We start from the raw sequence: 17,351 nt of genomic DNA on the forward strand, positions 1-17,351 counted from the left end.
CAGGTTGCCGTGCCACCGAAAGAGATCGAGAAGGTCGCGTCAGCCGACGTAGTACGTCGGGTTCGGCAGCTTGTACGTCCGGTCGGCGTAGCCGCCCTCGAGGTCCGAGTACTGGTCGCCGAAGTTCGCGATGATCTCGTACCCGAGGTCGCCCTCGATGTGCTTGCGGGTGCCGGACTTGTACTGGACGGTCGTGCAGGTCCAGGCGCCCGGGGTGGCGCAGCCGCTCAGGTACGACGGCGGGGTGGCCGCGTTCTTGAGGAACATGTGGTCGGCGTCGAGGTTGATGTCGGCGCCCACCTTCTTCAGGTTCTCGACGGCGGCGGAGCGCTGCGCCTCGCTGAGGCCCGAGTTGTAGAAGACCTCGACGCCCTGCTTCTCGGCGTACTGCACGAGTTCGGGGCTGCCGAACACCGCCGGGCGGTCGGCCTTGTTCACGTATGCCGCCCAAGTGGCGGAGCTGTACGTGTAGTTGTACCGCTTCTCGTAGTCGAGGCTGAGCAGCAGCGTGTCATCGATGTCGAAGACGACCGCGGGCTTCTCGCCCTTCCTGACCGCCTTGCGGGCGGCCTGGTCGATGTACTTCCTCGCGGCCTTGTCGATGCTCGCGAGGTCCTTGGCGTACGGGCTGGCCGGCGACGCCTGGTACACGCCGTTCGCGTCCGGCGCGGTGCCGTAGTAGGTGTCGAGGTCCTTCACCAGGAGCCCGATGTTGTAGGGCTCGTGGGTGGAGTTGGCCGTGGACTGGCCGGCCGTGGCCGCGCCGGCGCCGTACAGGGCGGCGCCGGCGACGGCGCAGGCAGCGGCGACGGCCGCGAGGCGAAGTGGCTTATGCATGACACGTTTTCTACGCGCGTCACACGGCCGAGCGCGAGACCCGTTGCCCGACCGTTACCCGTTCACGGGCAAAAATCGGGTCAAGCGATCGGGGCGGACGATCGGGTCAGGCGCCCGGACGGCCCGGTGGGAGCCCGGCAGGTCAGTCCATGGTCGCTCCGATGGTCGCCGAACCCGTCGTCAGGAACGTGGTCGTGGGCAGGGTGCCGCTCGAACTGCGCGCGTTGTACGTGGAGCTCGCGTCCGTGGACCTGAAGGCGGGCGTGGAGACGCCGGAGTCCCAGTTGTTGCCGGCCGAGGTGACCGACGAGCCCTTGCTGACCGCGCCACCGCCGTTGCTCACCGCCAGGTTCTTGCCGAGCTTGGCGGCGCCGGTGGCGAAGTAGTAGCCCCACTTGCTGTTGGCGTAGGCGGTGGTGCGGTTGATGACGATCGCACCCTTGTTGGAGTTCTCGGTGAAACCGTTCCCGGCGTTGCCCCAGGCGGCCGAGTTGTTGACGACGTGCGCGACCACCTCGCCGTCCCCGCCCAGCTTGTAGCCGTTGCCGTCGCCCGCGAAGGCCGAGTCGGACCAGCGGTTGACGCCGTTACCGAAGGACCAGGTGTGCTCGATGGTGACGGGCGAGGAGAAGGACCAGAAGTCGATGCCGTCGTCCGAGTTGTTGTAGAGGCGGGCGCCGGTGATCAGGTTGCCGGTGCCGGAGCCGTACTTCACGGCGACACCGTCGGCGTTCTCGCCGTGGTTGGCGGCGTCGTAGTGGCCGTAGGAGTCGATGTTCCTGACGGTGTTGTTGACCGTGCCGTCTCCGGTGAGGGTGAAGCCGGAGTCGCCGCCGTTGATGGTCTTGATGTTGTTCCAGTTGGTGCCGGTGCAGGACTGGCAGACGACCGCGCTGTCCGGGGAGTTCTGGAAGGTGAGGTTGGAGACGTTCCAGTAGTCGGCGGTCAGTTTGAAGATCCAGTCCCCGTCGGGCAGCGACGAGCCGTCGATCTTCACGGTCTCCGAGCCGTACGCCGTGAGGGTGACGGGCGACGAGGAGGTGCCGTTGGCCGTGGACTGGAGGGTGGCCGTCGGGTAGTAGGTGCCGGCGCGGACCTGGATGACCGTGCCCGCGGTGGCGTTCTTGATGGCGTTGGACAGGTCGGTGGAGTTGCTGACCACCACGGTGGCGGCCTGCGCCTGGGTGGGCAGGACGGCGAGTCCGGCGCCCAGGGTGAGGGCGGCGACGGCCGTGAGAGCGGTACGACGAGACATGGAGTGCGGGTCCTTTCCGTCGTTCAGCGGGAGGGAGCGGGAGAGCGGTTCAGAGGACGGTGTCGAGCCAGCTGAAGACCTCGTCCTGCATGCGGTCGACGAAGACATGGCCGAGGTCGGGCCAGCTCTTCAGGTGCAACCGCTCCTCGGCGTGACGGGAGCGCCAGACGGCGCGCAGTTTGTCGTGCGCGACCTGGACGCCGTCGGCGGGGAACAGCGGGTCGAGCCCGCCGTCGAAGAACAGCATCGGCCTGGGTGCGGCGATGCTCGCCACGTCGGGGAAGTCGAGGAACCGGGGAAGCCCGGGGTGGAGCATGTAGTACGAGGACTGCCCGCGCAGGGTGTTGTTGCCGGGCACCATCATTTCCTTCAGGCCGGTCATCCAGCAGACGGCCGCCGCGGCGGCGAGGTCGTCGCTGAGCGCGGCCGCCTGCCAGGCGCGGAAGGCGCCCATGGAGAACCCGACGGCCGCGACCCGGCCCCGGTCAACCATGTCGAGGCCGGCCAGGAACCCGGCGGCCCGGGCGTCCTCGCGGGCCATGAGGCCGGCGAGCGAGGAGCCGAGGTGGTAGAAGTTGGAGGCGAGGGCCTGCTGCTGGTCGTAGGCGAGGGGTCCGCGGTCGCCCCAGCCGAGGGCGTCCGCGCACAGCACGACATACCCACGCCGGGCCAGCTCGTCACCGACGAACCGTCCGCTGAAGTACCGCTCCGACCAACCCTGCGCGGAGGCGAGCCGGGTGTCGTCGTACCAGGGCCGGACCAGTTTCTCCTTCCCGATGTCGAACTTCGCCCCGTGGTCGTGCAGGAGCAGCACGGCCGGGAAGGGGCCGGGGCCGTCCGGGGTGAGGAGCGCGGCGCGGATGCGTTCGTGGCGGGTGAGGGAGAGTGTCACCAGCTCGCTCGTGTAGCCGTCCTGCCGGCGCCGGTCGGTGAACTCGGGGGCGTACGAGGTCCGGTCCTGTGATCCGACGACCAGCAGCTCCTCGACCTTGGCGCGGGCGGCCCGGCGCCAGGCGCGGAAGTCGCGGATCGGGGACTTACCCCAGGCCAGGGGGAAGGTCAGCGCGGCTCTGAGGGCGGGGTGGAAGTCCGGCAGCGGCCCGTCCACGACAGCCGTCCGCCCGTCCACGGAGGCTCCCGGTCCCTCCGCGGCGCATGCCGGTCCCTCCGCGACGGCCGCCTGCGCGGCGGCGGGAGCGACGGTCCCGGTCAGGAGTGCGGCTCCGGTGCCGGCCACGAAGGCCCGCCGCCCCACCCCCGGGTCACGGGCGTCCATACGGCCTCCAGTCCCCGAGATACGTCCGCCGGGTGTGGGTGGCCGCCTCCTCGGCGGTCAGCTGCGGCCGGTTCTCCGGCACCGAGATCACCGCGCCGGGCCCGGAGTTGGCGTGTTCGCGGAAGCGCATGGTCTGCCAGGGGTAGGCGTCGCGCATGTTGGTGTACGGGGCGACCGCGTCGATCCCGGGGCCGATCCAGGTGTCCCGTACGACCAGCGAGGGCCAGGCGGTCGTCTCGTACGAGGGCACCCAGGGGCGGGCGATCTTGTACGCCGCGTCCTCGGCGCCCGAGGTGATGCGGCCGCGCAGGGCGAGGAAGCCGTAGGGATCGGCCCGGGCGGTGGCGGGGGCGAAGACCATGCCCTTGGGCGTGAAGCTCACGTCCCGCTGCAGGGTGTGGAAGTGGCAGGCGTCGAAGACGGCCCGGCCCCGACCGAAGACGAAGTCGACGTCTCCCTCGATGTAGCAGCGGTGGAAGTACTGCCGGTCGAAGGCGTCCAGCGCGGTGGTGTCGGCGAACAGGGTGTCCTGGTGGGCCAGGAGGCGGACGTTGTCGAAGTGGGTGCGGTCGCCGGTGACGTAGGCGGCGACCGCCTGGGTGCCGGTGATCTCCGGGTGGTCGGCGCGCAGCCAGTCGTTGGCGAGGGTGAGGTCGCGGACGGTGAGGCCGGGCGCGGCGGAGGTGAAGGTGGCGGAGCCCGCGGTGCCGTAGGTTCCGGACCCGTCGGGCTTGGCGGTCCCGTTGGCGTTGTCGTACACGAGCACGGCGGCGCGCGGGTCGCGGGAGACGCCCCGTATCGTCAACTCGCCTTTCTCCGCAGGCACGTTCACGACCTCCCGGTACGTGCCCGGGTGCACGACGATCGTCCGGCCGGGGCCGTCGACGGCGTCCACGGCGGCCTGGAGGGAGTCGCCGGGGCGGACGTGCAGGACGCGTTGGGACCGGGCGTGGGCCGGAGTCGCGGTGATCAGGGCAGCGCCCGTGATGCCCGCGAGGAGGGTGCGTCGGCGCAGCATCTCAGCACTCCCCCTTCCAGGGCTCCCAGTCGCCCAGGTAGGCCCCGCGGGTCGCCGATCGCGCCTGTTCCGCGGTGAGTTGGGGGCGGTTCTCGGGGACGGTGATCCGTGCTCCCGGCCCGCTGTTGCGGTACTCGGCGAAGCGCTGGTTCTGCCAGGGGAAGGAGGCCGACATGTTGGTGTAGGGCGCGACGGCGTCGATCCCGGCGTCCAGGCGGGTGTCGCGGACGGTGAGGCTCGGGCGGGCGGTGGTGTCGGAGCTCGGAACCCAGGGGCGGGCCAGCTTGTAGAAGGCGGCGGGCGCCTCGCTGCTGATCCGGCCGCGGACGACCAGGTAACCGAGCGGGTTGGCGCCCGCCGTCGAGGGCGCGAAGACGAAGCCGTAGGGGGCCGCGGCCAGGTCGGTGCGGTTCAGGGTGCGGAAGTGGCACTGCTCGTAGACGGCCGTCGCCCGGCCGAAGACGAAGTCGACGTCTCCCTCGACGTAGCAGTGCGCGTAGTACTGCCGGGCGAAGGCGGCGAGGGCGATGGAGTCGGCGTACAGGGTGTCCTGGTGGCCGAGGAAACGGCAGTGGTGGAAGGCGGAGCGGTCGCCCTGGACCTTGATGGCGACGGCCTGGGTGCCGGTGATGTCGGGGTGGTCGGCGCGCAGCCAGTCGTTGGCGAAGGTGATCCAGCGGGCGGTGAAGCCGTCGGCCTGCACGGTGGTGGTGGCCGACCCGGTGGTGCCGTAGGTGCCCCCGCCGGGCTTGGCGGTGCCGGCCGCGTTGTCGTAGACGATCACGACGTCACGGGGGTCCTCGGAGGCGCCGATCCAGGTGGCCTCGGTGCGGGTGACGTCGAGGGCGACGGTCTCCCGGTAGGTGCCGGGGGCGAGGACCAGGGTCCAGCCGCTGCCGGTGGTGGCGGCGACGGCGTCCCGGACGCCGGTGAAGTCGCCCCGGCCCAGCGGGTCGACGTACAGGGTCCGCGGGGTGAGCCGATCGGCCGGGGAGCCGTGGCGGCCGAAGGGGCCGCGGCGCGCGGTGGCGGCCCGCGCGGGCGTGGCGGCGAGGCCGAGGGCTGCGACCGTACCGGCGGTCGCCGTGAGGAACCCCCTTCTGGAGAGCGGGAGTCGGGGGGCGTGGGGGTGTCGGGGCGAGGACATGCGGGTGCTCCTTGGCGGTGCGGCTCTGCTGAGGGGGCCGGGGCGGCGACGGTCGCCGCCCGCCCCGGCCTTCGTAGGAGGGGTCGGCCGAAGGGGTCAGCCCAGGCGCCCGGCGCCCGCGCCGCAGTCGACGATCCGGGGGACGGCCTTCGCCGGGTCGACCTTGGTGCGCAGGGTCGGCGTCCAGCCCGCGCCGGACTCCAGGACCTCGGCCGGGATCTCCGCGTTGTGCACGGCGATCAGGTCCGTGAGCCGGCCGTTGACGTAGTTGTCGTCGGCGGTGAGCGGCGACACGTTCCACCGCTTCAGCACCTTGGCCGCGCTGACCCCCGTCGGCAGCGTGAACGCGTTGTGCTGGGCGACGAGTCGGGACTCCTTGCCGATGCCGAAGCTGTAGGCGAAGGCGTCGTCGGCGACGAAGTGGTTGTTGTAGGAGTCGACCTGCCCGAAGCGGACCCGGGGGGCGCGTTCGACCAGGTTCGAGAACTGGTTGTGGTGGAAGGTCACCTTCAGGTGCCCCCGGTCGCCGACGGCCGTCGACTCGCTGTCGCTGTTGCCGATGAGGATCGTCTTGTCGTGGTCGGTGAAGACGTTCCAGGAGGCGGTGACGTAGTCGGCGCCCCGGACGATGTCCAGCTCGCCGTCGTGCTGCTGGTACAGCATGCCGAAGTAGGTCGGCGCGGCGCTGTCCGGGTGCGATCCGTCGGTGAACGTGTTGTGGTCCAGCCATACGTGCGTCGAGCCGTAGACGACGGCCGTGTCGTACTCGGAGTTCCAGTTGCCGTTGGTGCCGTCGGTCGGGTCCCACTGCGGGAAGCAGTCGATGGGCGACTCGAAGGCCAGGTTCCGGATGATCACGTTGTCGACGGCCTTGATCTGCAGGCTGACGCCCTTGAAGCCGGCGTTCCTCCCGATGCCGACGATGGTGGTGTTGGCGGGGATGTTCGCCTTGATGGCCGTGTCCTGGGCGGCGGCGGAGGCGCGCCGCAGCCCCTCCGGGCTGTCGGCGGGCTCGGCGCTCAGATCGGTGTCGAGGCCCCAGGTCTCGGGCGCGTACGCGGCGAGGTAGGCGTCGAAGTCGTAGCCGGGCGCGGCGAAGGCGTCACAGCCCTCGGCGACGGCGTCGATGACGCCCTTCACCTTGATGATCTTCGGCGCGCTGCCGCCGGCGGCGAGGGCGGCCTTGAACTCGGCCCAGGTGGTGACGGTGTACACATGGGCGGCGTCGGCGGCCGACCCGCCCGTGGTGCCCGTCCCGTAGGCGGCCCAGCCGTCGTTCGCGGCCAGGACCTGACGGCCGAGGTCGCGGGACGAGGAGCGGGAGTGGGCGTCGGCCTGGGCGGACGCCGTGCCGGTGACGGACAGGACCAGCGCGGTGCAGCCGACCAGGGCAGCAATGACGCGTCCATGACATATCTGTGTACGCACTGTACGGTTCTCCTCTTGTGGCGAAAGGCGTGCGGGTCCTGCGCGAGCGGGGGCGGGTCCTAGGCGAGCGGTGCGGGCCAGGTGATCCAGGACGTGGGGATCTCGTCGTGCAGCCGGACCACGTCACGCGGCCCGAGCACCCGCGTCCGCAGCAACTCCCCCACGACGAGCCGCGCGACGGCGATCGCGCCCGGCGGATTGAAGTGCGTGTTGTCCTGCTCGGACGCGGTCCAGTTGAAGTACGTCTTCGTCTCCTCGACGCCCAGCCGCTGCCACAGCGCGAGCGACAGCGCCTGGACGTCGAGCAGTGCCACCCGCTCCGCCTCGGCGAGCGCGCGCATGGCGGCCGGGTACTCGCCGTGCGTCGGCACGGCGTTCCCCTCGGCGTCGAACCTGCGGCGCTCGACGGGCGTGGCCAACACCGGCCGGGCGCCCTTCGCACGGGCACCGTCCACGTACATCCGCAGGTAGTCCTGGTAGGTGGTCCAGGGCTCGGTGTAGCGGGTCGGATCGGTGGTCTTCTCGTCGTTGTGCGCGAACTGGACGAGGAGCAGGTCCCCGGGCCGGATCGCGGCGAGGACGGCGTCGAGCCGGCCCTCGTCGACGAAGCTCTTCGAACTGCGCCCGTTCACCGCGTGGTTGGCGACGGGCCGGTCCTTGTGCAGGAAGAAGGGGAGCGCCATTCCCCACCCGGTCTCGGGAGCGGCGTCGGAGTACTTCTGGGCGGCGGTGGAATCACCGGCGATGAAGAGCGTGCGGGGCCGACGGGCCCCGGCCCGGGCGGGCCCGGCGGCCACCACGCCCAGCGGAACGGCGGCGAGCGCCGCCGAGGTGACCTGTCTGCGGGTAAGGGACACCAGAGGACCTTTCAGCAGGGGTTCAGTGAATTCCCTAGGGGCGCGGGGAACTGCGCGACCAGCCACAACGGGTCCGCAGTCCCCCACGACCGAAACCGCGTGACCTACGCGTGGTTCTTCTTCCAGTCGGCCTGCGCCGCGTTCAGCTGCTCGGCCAACGTGTTCAGGAAGTCCTTCGGGCTCAGCTTCCCGAGCAGCACCTTCTGGAAGTTCGGCTCGTTGTCCGCCTTGGAGATGGTGTTCCAGTCGGGCAGGTAGTAGGGCAGCTGCACGATCTTGGTGGTGGTGCCCGCCAGCGCCTCGGCGGCCAGCTTCGTCGGTTCCGACTCCTGCACCCAGCTGTCCTGCGCGGCCTCGTTGTTCGCCGGCACCTGACCCGCCGTCTCGTTCCACTTGCTGTTGGACGCGTGCGACGCGGCGAACTCGATGAACTTCCAGGCGGCGGTCTTGTTCTTGCTCGCCTTGAACAGCCCGAGCCCGTCGACCGGGTTGGACACCTGCACCCGCGTGCCGTCGTCCTGCGTCGGCGCCGGGATGCCCTTGAACTTGCCGGCCAGCGCCTTCTCGTGGTCCCCGTAGGAGCCCAGGTTGTGGCTCAGCATGCCGATGGTGCCGGAGTCCCACTGGGCGACCATCTTGGTGAAGTCGTTGTTGACGTCGGCGGACGGGGTGTTCTTCTTGAACAGACCGACGTACTTCTCCAGCGCGGCCACGTTCTTGGGGTCGTTGACCGTGGTCTTCTCGCCGTTCCAGAACTCGGTGATGCCGCTCTGCCCGTAGGTGGCGTCCAGCGCCTGGGCGATGGACCCCGCGCCGCCGCGGATGGTGTACCCGAAGGCGTTCTTCTTCTTGATCGTGAGCTTGTCGGCGGCCGCGTAGAACTTCGTCCAGGTCGTCGGCGCGTCGAGGCCGGCCTGCTGGAACAGGTCGGTCCGGTACCAGAGGGTGCCGTTGTTCGCGGAGGTCGGCACCGAGTACGTCTTGCCGTCGATCCCGGCCGCCTTGACGCCGTCCAGGAACTTCTCGTTGAGCTTGCCGTTCAGCGCGCTCTTGGAGATCCGGCTGTCCAGCGGTTCGAGGGCGCCCTGCGCGGCGACCTCGGCGAGCATCGCGGTGCCCACGCCGCCGACGTCGGGCAGACCGCCGCCCTGGATGGCGGTGTCGTACTTGGACTGGACGCTGTCGGCCGGCACACCGACGTAGTTGACCTTGATGTCGGGGTTCGCCTTCTCGAAGTCGGCGATGATCTCCTTCCAGACGTCGGTACGCACACCGCCGTTGTTGTCCCAGAAGGTGATCTCCCCCTTGCCGGAGCCCTCGCCTCCCTTGTCCCCCGCGCCGCCGCTGCCGTCGTCGCCGCAGGCGGTGGCGGTCAGCGCGAGCACGGAGCCCAGGGCGACGGCCAGGGCGGCGCGCCTGCTTCTGCGGATGCTGCTCTTCATTTGCGGCTCTCTCTCGTGGGTACCCCCGGCGTCAACCGGGGAAGGAATCGAAGCTCCCGCACAGCGGGGCGGGGAAAGGTGAGTCGTCGCCAGGGCGACGCGGCGCCCGCCCATCACCACACGGCAGCCCCTCACACGGGAACTGATAGATGTGAGGTATGACGCAGCAGGTCAAGCGGGCTTTCAGGTACCGCTTTTACCCCACGGCCGAGCAGGCAGCGGAGCTGTCGCGCACGTTCGGCTGCGTCCGGTTTGTGTACAACAGAGCACTGGAGGAGCGCACTCGCGCCTGGTACAGCGAGCAACGCCGGATTTCCTATGTGGAGTCGTCCGCAGCGCTGACGGAGTGGAAGAGGACTGAGGAACTCGCCTTTCTCACCGAGGTCTCCTCCGTCCCTCTCCAGCAAGCGCTGCGCCATCTTCAGACGGCGTTCGGGAGCTTCTTTGCCAGGCGGGCGAAGTACCCGCGTTTCAAGTCGCGGAAGAAGTCCCGTGCGTCGGCCGAGTACACCCGCAGCGCGTTCAAGTGGCGTGACGGGAAGCTGACGCTGGCGAAGATGGCGGAGGCCCTCGACATCCGCTGGTCGCGTCCGCTCCCAGAGGGCGCGGAGCCGTCCACGGTGACGGTGTCCCGGGACAGCGCGGGCCGCTGGTTCGCCTCGCTGCTCGTTGAGGACGTCATTGCTCCAGCCCCCGCCACCAACGCGGTGGTGGGCCTGGACGCCGGGATCACCTCCCTGGTGACCCTGTCCACCGGGGAGAAAATCGCCAACCCGAAGCACGAGCGTCAGGACCGCACTCGACTGGCCCGCGCGCAACGGGAGCTGTCCCGCAAGGTCAAGGGCTCGAAGAATCGGGAGAAGGCACGCCAAAAGGTGGCCCGTGTGCACGCGCGGATCACCGACCGCCGCAGAGACTTCCTGCACAAGCTCACCACTCGGCTCGTCCGTGAGAACCAAACGGTCGTGATCGAAGACCTCACCGTCCGTAACCTGCTCAAGAACGGCAGGCTCGCGCGCGCCATCTCCGAGGCGTCCTGGACGGAACTCCGCACGATGCTGGAATACAAGTGCGCCTGGTACGGGCGCGAACTCGTCGTGATCGACCGCTTCTTCCCCAGTAGCAAGCTGTGCGGAAACTGCGGCACGGTCCGCGAGAAGCTGCCGCTGAGCGTCCGCGAGTGGACGTGCGACAACTGCGGTGTCGTGCACGACCGCGACGCGAACGCGGCACGCAACATCCTGGCCGCCGGGCTGGCGACGTCTGCCTGTGGAGACGGTGTAAGACCTCAACGGGAGTCCTCCCGGACGGGGCGGTCGTCGGTGAAGCAGGAAACCCAGCGGGCGACCGCTGGAATCCCCCGCCGTCAGGCAGGGGAGGAAGCCAATGCGGCTCCCGACAGGCGTACGGGGGAAGGGGTCAGAGCGGTCTGATCCGGAACTCCGTGAAGGAGGCCGCTCCGGCCTCCCCGGTTCCGGGGGGCGCGAGGGCGAAGAGACCGAGCAGGGCACCGACCCAGCGCCAGGGCGTGGCGGCGAACACGGGACCCGACCAGCGCAGGCCGTCACCGATGTCGTACGCGAAACGGCAACGTGCCCCGGTGCCGACCTCGATCCGCAGGCGCGCCCGTCCCCGGGGGGCGAGCCGCGGGTGGGCCGCGTCCCGTTCCCGCTCGGCGACCGGTTCGGCGAACCGGTGCACGAGGTGGACGGCCCCGTCGGTGCCCCGCTGGAGCCCTATCCAGCCGAAGGCGTCCCCGAGGACCGCGAGCCCGGCGCGGGCACCCGGCTCCTCGCTGTGCAGCTCCAGCTCCACCTCCACGGCGGACGGAAGGCCGGGCAGCCGTTGCGTGAGGATGCTCGGCAGGGTCCGCAGATCATGCGCGTCGGCGGTCCGCACGCAGGTCAGACGCAGCCCGTCGGCGGAGTGCTGGGTGGCGAGACCGTCCTGCGGATTGGCCGTCCACGACCACTGGCGGCCGAAGCGTCCGCCGGGGAAGTCGTCGTCGGTGGCGGGTGCGGCGGGCGGTCCCGCGGGCAGGTCGGGCCGCCGGTGCTCGAGCACGGGTGCACCCTCGTCGCCGATGACGGGCCAGTTGTCCGTGCCCCAGCGCAGCGGCTGGAGGTGGACGACCCGGCCGTACGCGCCGCGCTGCTGGAAGTGCAGGAACCAGTCCTCGCCGGACCGGGTGCGTACCCAGCCGCCCTGGTGGGGACCGTTGACCTGGGTGTCCTTCTGCTCCAGGACGATCCGCTCCTCGTACGGGCCGAAGAAGTCCCGGGCCCGGAAGGCGCCCTGCCAGCCGGTCTCCACTCCCCCGGCGGGCGCGAAGATCCAGAACCAGCCGTCGTGCCGGTAGAGCTTCGGCCCTTCGAGGGTGAACCAGCCGGGGATCCGGTCCCCGTCGACGATCACCTTGCCCTCGTCGAGGACGGCCGTCCCCTCCGGGTGCATCCGGTGGCCGGTGAGCCGGTTCTTGACGCCCGCACGGGACTTGGCCCAGGCGTGGACCAGATAGGCCTCGCCCGTCTCCTCGTCCCAGAGGGGACAGGGGTCGATGAGGCCCTTGCCCTCCTTCACCAGGTGCGGGCGGGACCAAGGCCCCCTGATCTGCGGGGCGTTGATCTGGAAGATGCCCTGGTCGGGGTCGCCCCAGAAGATCCAGAAGCGGTCGTCGTGGTGCCTCAGGGACGGTGCCCACACTCCGCGGTCGTGCCGCGGAGAACTGAACTCGGCCGCCGGTTCGAGGCGTTCGAGGGCATGGCCGATCAGCGTCCAGTGGACCAGATCGCGCGAGTGCAGCAGGGGCAGGCCGGGGGCGCGGCCGAAGCTGGAGGCGGTGAGGTAGAAGTCGTCGCCGACCCGCACGACGTCCGGGTCGGACCAGTCGGCGTTCAGTACGGGGTTGGTGTACGTCTCGTGCGTCACTGGTTGACCGCCTTCCGCACCAGTGCCGCCGCCTCGTGCCGGTCCAGACGGCCGTCGGCGACGACGGTGACGATCCGGCGTACGGCCGTCTCGCCGGGCGGGACCCGCAGCCTCTCCGCGGAGGCCAGCGAGGAGCCGACGCCCGGGTACTCGGCGGTGCGGACGAACCAGGGGTCGCGGCGGGTAGCGGCGGTGGCCCCGGCGAAGACCAGGGTCCAGTGGGCGCCGGCCAGGGCGAGCCAGTCGGCGCGGGTGCCGTGGACGGACGCCTCGCCCTCCGTGCCGGCGGTGAAGACCTCGGGGGCCGCGTCCTCCTTGCGGGCCCGCCAGAAGAAGCCGCCGTAGGCCGCTCCGGGGCGCCCGTTCGTCGCCGGGCTGCCGAGGGACAGCGGTCCTGAGGTGACGTTGGTCAGCGAGAAGGTGAAGTCCAGCGCCCAGGCGGTGTCGGTGAGTTCGGTGGCCGCGACGGTACGGCGCTCGCGCAGCAGCTCGGTTCCCGAGGCGACCCAGCGCAGCTCCTCCACGAAGCCGTCCGGGTCGCGGAGCTGGAAGGAACCGTGCCGCTGGGCACCGTGGTTGTCGAGCTCGGTCGGGCCCCGGTCGCGGACGTAGGTGCGTCCGCCCCAGAAGTTGTGCCCCTCGACGTCGGGTACGGCTACACCGACGCCGAGGTGGTGTGCGTGGTCGGCCGGGCTCAGTTCGGTGACCGCCGTGCCGGCCAGGGTGGTGACGGGGTGCAGATAGGGCCGCGGGGAGAGCCGGGCGGGCAGCTCGGGCCGGGTCACGTAGCGGGCGACCGGGCGGCCGGCGACACGCAGGACGACCGGTGCGCCGGGTGCGGTTGCGGTCATCAGGGGCTCACCTCTTTCGGGTGCGCGGTCGTGAACGCCCAGGGGGCGCCCAGTTCGGAGTAGAGGGCGAGGGTGTCGGCGGCGGCCGCGACGAGGCCGTCGATGCCGGGGACGACCCGCCGCTCCTCGTCGGGCAGCAGGCGCCAGGCGTCGTCGGGCACCCGCACCGGGTCGGGGGCGACCCGGATCGCCTCGACGACCCGCATGAACGACTCGGTCACGGCGGGCGGGACCAGCAGTTCCGTCCCGTCGGTGAGGTGTTCGACGAGGTTCTCCAGCAGGTCGGTGCGGCCGTACTCGAACTCCTCGGGGCCGTGGCCGGCCCGCTGGAGCAGGACTCGGTCCTGCTTGTACCAGTACGTGATCCGGCCGCGGCCGCCGTGCACGATGATGTACGGGTCGTCGGGGTCCTCGGCGCACAGCGTGGCCGCGACGACGATCTCGCGGCCGTCGGCCGTGGTGACGCGGACGCAGGAGGTGTCGTCGGACTCGATGGCGTTGGCGTGCGCCAGCTCGGTCTCGATGCCGGTGACGTCGGTGGCGCGGGTGGCGCCGGCCAGCGCGAGGGCGGTGGCGACGGCGTGCGCGAGCGGGTTGGTGAGCGCCCCGTCGATCACCTCGACGCCGTTCAGCCGTCGCCTGCCCGCCCAGGGCGCCCGCCGGAAGTACGCCTCCGGCCGGGCCCATGCCCCGGCGCCGCCGACCCCGGCGACCTCGCCGACCACCCCGTCCTCGATCATGGCGCGGATCGCGGGCACGGCGTGCGAGCCCAGCGACTGGAAGCCGATCTGGCAGACCACGCCCGCCTCGGCGACCCCGTCCGCCATCCGCCGGAACTCGGCGTAGGAGGGCGCGGGCGGCTTCTCCAGGAGCAGGTGCACCCCCTTGCGCGCCGCGATCAGGGCCAGGTCGGTGTGGGTGGGGATCGGGGTGCAGATGACGGCGATCCGGGCGCCGGTCGTGTCCAGCAGCGCGCCGAAGTCGGCAGACTGCTCGGGCGTACCGAGCCCTTCGGGGATCTCCGCCGCGGTCAGCGGGGTCAGCTCGCAGACGCCCGCCAGGCGGACGATGCCCTTGTCCTGGAGCCGGCGGATGTTGTCCAGGTGCCAGCGGCCGTGGCCGCGCGCGCCCGCGAGAACGATCGGGACCGGGCTGCTCATCGGTGCGGCGGTGCTCATGGGATCCTCCCTGCGCCCGCGCCGCGTGCCACCTCGCGGTCGGCCACCGCGGCGCTGTCGATCTTTGTGTGCAGGGTAGGCGTCCAGCCGACGTCCGCCGTGAGGTCGCGCTCGCTGCCGCTGTTGTAGGCGTTGTAGATCGCGAGGAGGTCGACGGGCCGGCCGTTGAAGAGGGTGCCGCTCTGGTGCAGGGCGGTGCCGTTCCAGCTCTTGACCAGGTCGGCGACCTCGACGTGGCCGGGGGTGTGGAAGGCGTTGTTCTCGGCGTAGAGCGCCGACTCGGTCGACGCGCCGAGGGAGTAGCGGTACTCGGCGCCCTCGGGGACGACGTACCGGTTGTCGTAGAGGTGCACCTGCCCGAAGCGGACGCGCGGTGCGCGCTGGACGACGGACTCGAACTGGTTGTGGTGCAGCGTGACGCGGAGCTTTCCGCGGTCGCCGGTGGCCGTGTCGCCGCTGCCGACGAGCATCGCCTTGTCGTGTCCCGCGAACCGGCTCCAGGAGACGGTGACCAGGTCGGAGCCGTTGGTGATGTCCAGCAGTCCGTCGTGGCGCAGGTAGTTGCGGGCGAAGTAGGTGGGCTCGGCGGAGTCGGGGTGGCCCTGGTCGGAGGCGGTGACGTGGTCGACCCAGACATGGGTCGCGCCGTTCAGCCAGATGGTGTCGTACGCCGTCTTCCAGTCGCCGAGGCCGCCGGTGTTGGGCTGCCAGACCGGGAAGCAGTCGTAGGCGTCGCGCAGGTCGAGGTTGCGGAGGATGACGTTGTCCGCGTTCCTGACCTGAAGGCTCGCGCCCTTCAGGACGGCCTTGTCGAGGCCGACGATCGTGGTGTTGGAGCCGACGGGAAGCACGATCCGCTCGGCCTGCGCGGCCGCCGACGCCTGGCGGGCCTCCTCCTGGGGGCCACTCGGCTTGGCCGAACCCCAGGTGCGCGGGTCGTAGGCGGCCAGGTACTTCTTCAAGCGGTAGCCGTCGGTGGCGTAGTCGGCGCAGTCCAGGTGGTCGCCGTCGTCGTCGGTGTTGGCGTCGATCGTCCCGGCGATCTTGATGATCTTCGGGGTGTCGCTGCCGCCGTCGAGGGCGCGGACGAGCCCGGCGCGGTCGGTGACCGTGTACACGTGCGCGTCGTCGGCGGCCGCGCCTCCGGTGGTGCCGGTGCCGTACGCCGCCCAGCCGTCGTCGGCGGCCAGGGTGTCCCGGGAGATGTCCCGGGCCTCGGCCTGCGCGGGCACGCAGAGCAGCCCCAACGCGGCCGCCACCACGGTGACCTGACGGAGCCTCATCCTTTCACCGCCCCCGCGCTGAAGCCGGTGATCAGCCACTTCTGGATGAAGGCGAAGACGAGCACCACCGGGACGGCGGCGATGATGCCGCCCGCGGCCAGCGCGCCCAGGTCGACGCTGTCCGCGCTCATCAGGGTGTTGAGGCCGACGGGGATCGTCTGCTTGGTCTGGTCGGACAGGAACATCAGGGCGAACAGGAAGTGGTTCCAGGCGTGCACGAAGGCGAAGGAACCGACGGCGATCAGCCCGGGCCGCAGCAGGGGAAGGACGACGATCCGGAAGGCGGTGAGCCGGTTGCACCCGTCGACCCAGGCGGCCTCCTCCAGAGAGTACGGCACGTTCCGGATGAAGCCGCTGATCAGGATCATCGACAGGGGCAGCTGGAAGACCGTCTCGGCGATGATGACACTGCCGAGCGAGTTGATCATCTTGAGCTCGGCGAAGATCTGGAAGAGCGGTACGAGGAGCAGCGCGCCCGGCACGAACTGGGTGCACAGCAGGGCGAGCATGAACCCGCGTTTGATCTTGAAGTCGAAGCGGGCGAGGGCGTAGCCGCCGGCCAGGGCGACGCCGGTGGTGAGCAGCAGGGTCGCCACGCCGGTGAGCACGCTGTTCTGGAAGTAGACGGCGAAGTCCCGCTCGTTCCAGACCTTCTCGAAGTGCTCGAAGGTCATCGGCCAGGGCACCAGCGAGGTCGAGCCGGCCGGGCGCAGCGCGAAGAGGAGGATCCAGTAGAAGGGGACGAGCGTGAAGACCAGGTAGATCGACAGGGGGAGGTAGATCTGCCAGCGGGGGGCCTCGTCCCAGGCACGCTTGTGCCGGGACGGGCGCCGGTCGGGCGCGTCGGTCACGCGTACGGGGACGGGTCTGACCTCGGTGGCCTCCTTGGTGATCACTTGTCGCCTCCTCCGAACTTGCTCAGCCGCAGATAGACCATCGAGCAGAAGAGCAGGATCACGAACGCGACCGTGGTGAGGGCGGACGCGTAGCCGAAGTTGTGTGCGTCGACGCTGGTGTTGGCGATGTAGAGCGGGAGGGTGGTGGTCTCCCCCGCCGGGCCGCCGCCGGTGAGCGTGTAGAGCAGGTCGACGTTGTTGAACTCCCACACCGCGCGCAGCAGCGTGGACAGGACGATGGCGTCCTTCAGGTGGGGCAGGGTGATGTGCCAGAACTGCTTGATCCGGCTCGCGCCGTCGACCTCGGCGGCCTCGTACAGGTCCTTGGAGACGGACTGGAGGTCGGCGAGGATGAGGATCGCGAAGAAGGGGACACCGCGCCACAGGTCGGCGATGATCGCCGCCGGGAAGACGGTGGAGGTGTCCGACAGCCAGCTGGTGCCGTACTCGCCGATCCCCATGTCCGCGAGGTAACGGGAGATGCCGGTCTGGGAGTTGTAGAGCAGCACCCAGATCGCGGAGGTCAGCACTCCGGAGACGGCCCACGGGGAGAAGACCAGCGCCCGGCCGAGCGAGCGCCCCACGAAGGTCTGGTTGACGATCAGCGCGAGCGCCAGGCCGAACAGCAGCTGGAGTCCGACCTCGACGAAGACCCACTGGGCGCTGAAGGTCAGCGTGTCCCAGAACTGCGGGTCGTCGGTGAAGGCGTGGGCGAAGTTGTCGAAGCCCGCGTAGCCGTTGCGCCACGGTTTGGTGGGGTTGTAGTTCTGCAGGCTGTAGTAGAAGACGCTGATGACCGGGTAGGCGATGAAGCCCAGCATCAGCAGGGCCGCCGGCGCGATCAGCAGGTACGGCAGTCTGCGGGGCGTGGCGGAGGCACGGCGCCGCCGGGGTGGCGCGGGCGGCTTCGCCACGGCTGCGGCTTGGGCCATGACTGTTCTCCGTTCTCGGTACG

At 70.4% G+C, this 17,351-nt stretch carries 15 protein-coding genes; 1 reads left to right on the forward strand and 14 read right to left on the reverse strand.

Features of this window, described 5'->3' with window-relative positions:
* Positions 1 to 39 precede the first annotated feature (39 nt).
* From ACFVYS_RS29850 to ACFVYS_RS29885, 8 genes are all read right to left on the reverse strand, one after another.
* A complete protein-coding gene (locus ACFVYS_RS29850) occupies positions 40 to 837 on the reverse strand; it encodes an HAD family acid phosphatase (protein ID WP_389507020.1) in 798 nt (265 codons plus the stop codon).
* Positions 838 to 979: 142 nt separating this feature from the next.
* Positions 980 to 2,092 carry a chondroitinase-B domain-containing protein gene (locus tag ACFVYS_RS29855; protein WP_389507022.1) on the reverse strand — a complete coding sequence of 371 codons (1,113 nt, stop codon included), beginning with the start codon at positions 2,090 to 2,092 and terminating at the stop codon, positions 980 to 982.
* 49 nt (positions 2,093 to 2,141) lie between these two features.
* Positions 2,142 to 3,368, reverse strand: coding sequence for a dienelactone hydrolase family protein (locus tag ACFVYS_RS29860; RefSeq protein WP_389507024.1), 1,227 nt, complete (start codon positions 3,366 to 3,368; stop codon positions 2,142 to 2,144).
* A complete protein-coding gene (locus ACFVYS_RS29865; protein ID WP_389507138.1) occupies positions 3,355 to 4,383 on the reverse strand; it encodes a pectinesterase family protein in 1,029 nt (342 codons plus the stop codon). Before ACFVYS_RS29865 ends, ACFVYS_RS29860 begins: the two co-directional genes overlap by 14 nt.
* A gap of 4 nt (positions 4,384 to 4,387) precedes the next feature.
* Positions 4,388 to 5,533 carry a pectinesterase family protein gene (locus tag ACFVYS_RS29870; RefSeq protein ID WP_389507025.1) on the reverse strand — a complete coding sequence of 382 codons (1,146 nt, stop codon included), beginning with the start codon at positions 5,531 to 5,533 and terminating at the stop codon, positions 4,388 to 4,390.
* 96 nt (positions 5,534 to 5,629) lie between these two features.
* Positions 5,630 to 6,961: a polysaccharide lyase family 1 protein gene (locus ACFVYS_RS29875; protein ID WP_389507027.1), complete on the reverse strand. Its 1,332-nt coding sequence runs from the start codon at positions 6,959 to 6,961 to the stop codon at positions 5,630 to 5,632.
* A 59-nt stretch (positions 6,962 to 7,020) separates the two neighbouring features.
* Entirely contained in the window at positions 7,021 to 7,818 is a 798-nt protein-coding gene (locus ACFVYS_RS29880; protein WP_389507029.1) for a rhamnogalacturonan acetylesterase, read from the reverse strand.
* 104 nt (positions 7,819 to 7,922) lie between these two features.
* Positions 7,923 to 9,260, reverse strand: a complete 1,338-nt coding sequence (locus ACFVYS_RS29885) for an ABC transporter substrate-binding protein (protein ID WP_389507031.1) — start codon at positions 9,258 to 9,260, stop codon at positions 7,923 to 7,925.
* A gap of 158 nt (positions 9,261 to 9,418) precedes the next feature.
* Here ACFVYS_RS29885 and ACFVYS_RS29890 point away from each other — a divergent pair, with 158 nt between their 5' ends.
* Complete coding sequence (locus tag ACFVYS_RS29890) at positions 9,419 to 10,693, forward strand: RNA-guided endonuclease InsQ/TnpB family protein (RefSeq protein WP_389507033.1); 1,275 nt, start codon at positions 9,419 to 9,421, stop codon at positions 10,691 to 10,693.
* Here ACFVYS_RS29890 and ACFVYS_RS29895 read toward each other — a convergent pair.
* Genes ACFVYS_RS29895 through ACFVYS_RS29920 form a run of 6 tightly spaced genes read right to left on the reverse strand, consistent with a single transcriptional unit; the run spans position 10,680 to position 17,328 of the window.
* Positions 10,680 to 12,188 carry a family 43 glycosylhydrolase gene (locus ACFVYS_RS29895; RefSeq protein ID WP_389507035.1) on the reverse strand — a complete coding sequence of 503 codons (1,509 nt, stop codon included), beginning with the start codon at positions 12,186 to 12,188 and terminating at the stop codon, positions 10,680 to 10,682. The two genes, ACFVYS_RS29890 and ACFVYS_RS29895, sit on opposite strands and share 14 nt — an antisense overlap.
* Positions 12,185 to 13,039: a PmoA family protein gene (locus tag ACFVYS_RS29900; RefSeq protein WP_389507036.1), complete on the reverse strand. Its 855-nt coding sequence runs from the start codon at positions 13,037 to 13,039 to the stop codon at positions 12,185 to 12,187. Before ACFVYS_RS29900 ends, ACFVYS_RS29895 begins: the two co-directional genes overlap by 4 nt.
* Complete coding sequence (locus ACFVYS_RS29905; protein WP_389507037.1) at positions 13,039 to 14,217, reverse strand: Gfo/Idh/MocA family protein; 1,179 nt, start codon at positions 14,215 to 14,217, stop codon at positions 13,039 to 13,041. The genes ACFVYS_RS29900 and ACFVYS_RS29905 overlap by 1 nt, the downstream gene beginning before the upstream one ends.
* Complete coding sequence (locus tag ACFVYS_RS29910) at positions 14,214 to 15,500, reverse strand: polysaccharide lyase family 1 protein (protein WP_389507039.1); 1,287 nt, start codon at positions 15,498 to 15,500, stop codon at positions 14,214 to 14,216. Before ACFVYS_RS29910 ends, ACFVYS_RS29905 begins: the two co-directional genes overlap by 4 nt.
* Entirely contained in the window at positions 15,497 to 16,396 is a 900-nt protein-coding gene (locus ACFVYS_RS29915; protein ID WP_389507040.1) for a carbohydrate ABC transporter permease, read from the reverse strand. Before ACFVYS_RS29915 ends, ACFVYS_RS29910 begins: the two co-directional genes overlap by 4 nt.
* Positions 16,393 to 17,328, reverse strand: a complete 936-nt coding sequence (locus ACFVYS_RS29920) for a carbohydrate ABC transporter permease (protein ID WP_389507042.1) — start codon at positions 17,326 to 17,328, stop codon at positions 16,393 to 16,395. Before ACFVYS_RS29920 ends, ACFVYS_RS29915 begins: the two co-directional genes overlap by 4 nt.
* Positions 17,329 to 17,351 lie beyond the last annotated feature (23 nt).

This window comes from Streptomyces sp. NPDC058295, from assembly GCF_042880655.1.
Lineage (GTDB): Bacteria > Actinomycetota > Actinomycetes > Streptomycetales > Streptomycetaceae > Streptomyces > Streptomyces coriariae.

Bases quoted from the DNA above. Each gene is read 5' to 3' on its own strand.
- ACFVYS_RS29890 (WP_389507033.1), top strand. From the start codon at position 9,419: ATGACGCAGCAGGTCAAGCGGGCTTTCAGGTACCGCTTTTACCCCACG.
- ACFVYS_RS29910 (WP_389507039.1), bottom strand. From the start codon at position 15,500: ATGAGGCTCCGTCAGGTCACCGTGGTGGCGGCCGCGTTGGGGCTGCTC.
- ACFVYS_RS29920 (WP_389507042.1), bottom strand. From the start codon at position 17,328: ATGGCCCAAGCCGCAGCCGTGGCGAAGCCGCCCGCGCCACCCCGGCGG.
- ACFVYS_RS29870 (WP_389507025.1), bottom strand. From the start codon at position 5,533: ATGTCCTCGCCCCGACACCCCCACGCCCCCCGACTCCCGCTCTCCAGA.
- ACFVYS_RS29855 (WP_389507022.1), bottom strand. From the start codon at position 2,092: ATGTCTCGTCGTACCGCTCTCACGGCCGTCGCCGCCCTCACCCTGGGC.
- ACFVYS_RS29860 (WP_389507024.1), bottom strand. From the start codon at position 3,368: ATGGACGCCCGTGACCCGGGGGTGGGGCGGCGGGCCTTCGTGGCCGGC.
- ACFVYS_RS29905 (WP_389507037.1), bottom strand. From the start codon at position 14,217: ATGAGCACCGCCGCACCGATGAGCAGCCCGGTCCCGATCGTTCTCGCG.
- ACFVYS_RS29885 (WP_389507031.1), bottom strand. From the start codon at position 9,260: ATGAAGAGCAGCATCCGCAGAAGCAGGCGCGCCGCCCTGGCCGTCGCC.
- ACFVYS_RS29900 (WP_389507036.1), bottom strand. From the start codon at position 13,039: ATGACCGCAACCGCACCCGGCGCACCGGTCGTCCTGCGTGTCGCCGGC.
- ACFVYS_RS29850 (WP_389507020.1), bottom strand. From the start codon at position 837: ATGCATAAGCCACTTCGCCTCGCGGCCGTCGCCGCTGCCTGCGCCGTC.